Source organism: Sphingobium sp. LSP13-1-1.1, from assembly GCF_040676415.1.
Lineage (GTDB): Bacteria > Pseudomonadota > Alphaproteobacteria > Sphingomonadales > Sphingomonadaceae > Sphingobium.
Map to the genome: position 1 here is coordinate 1 of NZ_JBEGHU010000053.1, position 579 is coordinate 579.

2 pseudogenes are annotated in these 579 nt (G+C 59.2%); one reads left to right on the forward strand and one right to left on the reverse strand.

What is annotated here, in order from left to right:
* Positions 1-243 (reverse strand): annotated as a pseudogene (locus MRBLSP13_RS18880) (DDE-type integrase/transposase/recombinase); the annotation flags it as partial.
* 65 nt (positions 244-308) lie between these two features.
* On the opposite strand from MRBLSP13_RS18880, the pseudogene MRBLSP13_RS18885 reads away from it, so the two are divergent.
* Positions 309-452, forward strand: a pseudogene (locus tag MRBLSP13_RS18885) (transposase); the annotation flags it as partial.
* Positions 453-579: the final 127 nt, after the last annotated feature.

Sequence of the window (579 nt, forward strand, 5' to 3'; positions counted from 1 at the left end):
GTGGATCACCTCCGCCTTGTAAAGACCGTTGACCGTCTCAGCCAAGGCGTTGTCGTAGCTGTCGCCAACACTCCCGACAGACGGCTCGATCCCGGCTTCGGCAAGGCGCTCGGTATACTTGATCGAGGCATACTGGCTGCCGCGGTCGCTGTGGTGGATGAGGCCACCGCGATGGACAGGGCGCCGATCATGGATCGCCTGTTCGAGGGCATCCAGCACGAAGCTGGCATGCGCCGTCCTGCTCATGATCTGCCCCCTGCTGAGTGGCCCAGAGACTATGATAGTCTGGACCACGAAAGGGACATTGAATGCCGAGCAAGAAGCACAAGCCGGAAGAGATTATCGGCAAGCTACGTGAAGTTGAGATCGTGCTGGCGCAGGGTGCCTCGAGAGCAGAGGCATGCCGGCGGATCGCGGTCAGCGAGCAGACCTATTATCGTTGGCGCAAGGAATGAGGTGGCCTCGCCTTCTTGGACAGGTTGGCGGCTAAGTTAAGCTCATCGCGGATGTCGTTTTATGCCGCCATTTGGGTGATCAAATCCTGGGGGGCATGCCCCCCAGGATTTGAAGCGCCGATTT